Annotated in this window: 3 protein-coding genes; all 3 read left to right on the top strand. The window is 35.3% G+C overall.

Annotation, left to right across the window (positions count from 1 at the left end):
* On the top strand, positions 1–1,202 hold a 1,202-nt coding region (locus tag KSO91_RS16750), incomplete at its 5' end, for an oligosaccharide flippase family protein (protein WP_238744164.1).
* A gap of 217 nt (positions 1,203–1,419) precedes the next feature.
* Positions 1,420–2,547, top strand: a complete 1,128-nt coding sequence (locus KSO91_RS16755) for a glycosyltransferase (protein ID WP_238744165.1) — start codon at positions 1,420–1,422, stop codon at positions 2,545–2,547.
* A partial coding sequence (locus KSO91_RS16760; protein WP_238744166.1) for a glycosyltransferase family 2 protein occupies positions 2,548–2,888 on the top strand: 341 nt, incomplete at its 3' end.

The following is a 2,888-nucleotide window of genomic DNA, read 5'->3' on the forward strand; positions in this document are numbered from 1 at the left end:
GTGTATATAGCACTATTGTTATTTTAATATTGTTATTTGCCAGTGACTATATTGAGTCTTTTGTTGGGGTTATTGGTGTCGCACGACCTTTACAGATTGCATCACTGCTTTTTGTTTTTCTTGCTGTTAGTAATATTTGCAGTGCCTTATTTCAACGTAATGGTGATATTGTTTTTATCGGTAAGGTACAGGCTTTTGCAACTATTTTTGGCAATGTTTGTATAACCATACCCTTGCTTTGGTTTGATCTTGGATATTGGTCCATCCTAATAGGTATTTTTGTAACGGAGCTAATCTCGCTTATTGTTATTCTTTGGCAGGGAAAATATTTTTTAAGATTTTCTATTGCAAAAGTCGAAGCTATCGAAGTTATAAAATATTCCTCTGCATTTTTATTGCAGAATATAATGGGACTTATATCTAAACAAATTGATATCGCACTGGTAGGCCGTTATTTAGGGAAAACCGATCTAGGTAATTATTCTCGTTCAATGCAGTTGATTGAATTTCCGAGCCAGATCTATTGGTTAGTGGTCGATCGGGTGGTTTTCCCTAGCATGTCGGCAATGAAAAGTGAAAAAGATAATCTGCGGAAATTTTTTCTCGATATTTATAGCCTGCTTTTACTTATATTGGGAATTGGATCCATTATTTTATTTTTTGGCGCAAATGAAATTATTGGGATAATAATGGGAAAAGGATGGGGAGTCGTTGCCGTATTACTGGAAATTCTTGCTGCCAATGTTGTACTCAAATGTATAACTGGATTTCTAGATTCCTTTTTGTCAGCTTATGGGACGATTAAGGTTTTAACTTATAAAAATATAGTCTCTCTAGTCGTTTTTAGTATCTCAATGTTTATAGGTGTTAGATTTGGCTTGTCTGGTGTTGCTTACGCTGTGGTTTTTGCAAATGTTATAAATTTCTTGATGTCGGCGCTTATCGCTATTTATTATGCTCATATTTCTGCCGATAAACTTATTATGGCCTCTACTCCTGCATGTTTGACCGTCGTATTTGTAACACTACTTTATGCGGGGATTTCTTTGATTATAACAATGCCTGATTTAGTCTGTATATTACTATCCGTTACACTCTGGGCTCTTTTTTGTTTCTTTATTCCCTCTCAACATTTTTTGTCATTAAACGGTAAAAACTTTATTATGAAAATGAAATTAGATATGGGAAAAAGTAATAACTAAGCTCAACCAATTGATTAACGATGGTTAAATATTCGAGATATAAAATAATGTAGAACTGATTAGGGCATTGTTGTTTGTTGTGTATTTAATAAACCACCAGAAAATGTTTGGTCTTTTAGCAACGTTTATTTTTGAAAATGCTTTTTATTGTTTTCACAAAAGTACAATAAGAAAAAATACTTAGTCATCAGTTTCGCTATAGATAGGAATATTTAAAATGAAAATACTAATAGGCATGACCCGTTCAGATACTAGGGTATCAGGATCATTTAAACACATTTGTCAGATTGGTGAAAAATTCCGTCAAGAAGGTGCTGAGGTCGTGTATGCACTTGGTGGTGATGGTGATGCCATTACTCTGCTTCGTGAAGCCGGCTTTAAAGTTCATGCATTAACAGGGCTTAAAAGAGATTTAAGTCCATTAAGCGATCTATCTTCATTAATTAAATTAATATGGTTGATCGCAAAGGAAAGACCGACAGTGTGTTCTTGGCACACTGCTAAAATAGGCGCACTAGGGCGTATCGCCGCAATGTTTACTTTTAGGCGCTCTTATTATGTGCCTCACGGTGTACCCTTTGTTAATACACCTGAAAATAAAGGGTATCGAAAATTCGAAAAGCTTGAAAAAATATTATCTGTTTTACCCTCCAAGATAATTGGTGTTTGTGAATTTGATAAGAACGAATACGCACGGATTGGTGTTCCAGATAAAAAATTATTGGTGATTCAGAATGGAATGCTGGGTAAAACAAATGCTAGCTGGAAGTTAACCGATAAAGCCGTACAGTTTATAACCGCGGCACGTTTCGAAGCGCAGAAAGATTATCTGACATTGGCTGCTGCGTGTAATCACCTATTCGATAATAATAAACCGTTCACGTTAAGTATTTATGGTGATGGGCAACATGAAGATCAGGTTAAATCAATGTTTGCTCACTTTCCTGAAGGGGTGATTAACTTTTGCGGTGTTGTTAGTAATTTTGCAGATAAATTAGCCGAAGCAGATGTGTTTGTTTTATCAAGCTTTTGGGAAGGATTACCACGTAGTATTATCGAAGCAATGGCTTGTAAAAAGGCCGTCGTAGCATCTGACGTGGGGGGCTGTTCAGAGTTGATTAACCATAGCGATTCTGGTTACCTCGTTCCTATTCGTGATTCACATCGAATGGCAAACTCGATGCAGGAGTATATCGATGATAAACAAAAAGTAATTGAGCATGGTGAAAAAGCGCATGTTTTATATCAACAAAAATATTCTTTGTCTGTGATGTTAGAACGTTATGCCAAAGAATATGGCGTCATTGAAACTATTAACTTTGATGTAACAAAAGAGAATATATAAATGACTATAAAATTGTCGTTAATTTGTCCTGTTTATAAAGTCGCACAATATCTACCTGAACTGATGGAAAGTCTATTAGCGGGGGCTAATAATGAGCACGTTGAAATTATTTTTATTAATGACTGCTGCCCAGAAAATTCTATTGCTGTTTGTGAAAAATTTATTGTGGCTCAGCAACACGAAATAAAATTTCAAGCTGTAGTTTTAAATTTAGAAATTAATCAAGGTCTTTCAGGGGCTCGCAATGAAGGGTTGAAAATTGCAAGAGGTGAATATATTGGTTTTATTGATTCAGATGATGCGATTGCTCCTTCATATTGGAGAGTTTTAGAGGCATATAT

It is taken from the genome of Psychromonas antarctica, from assembly GCF_022267535.1.
GTDB classification, from domain to species: domain Bacteria; phylum Pseudomonadota; class Gammaproteobacteria; order Enterobacterales; family Psychromonadaceae; genus Psychromonas; species Psychromonas antarctica.

What these genes read in the sequence shown, in the direction of transcription:
- KSO91_RS16755 (WP_238744165.1), top strand. Translation starts at nt 1,420, where the DNA reads ATGAAAATACTAATAGGCATGACCCGTTCAGATACTAGGGTATCAGGA.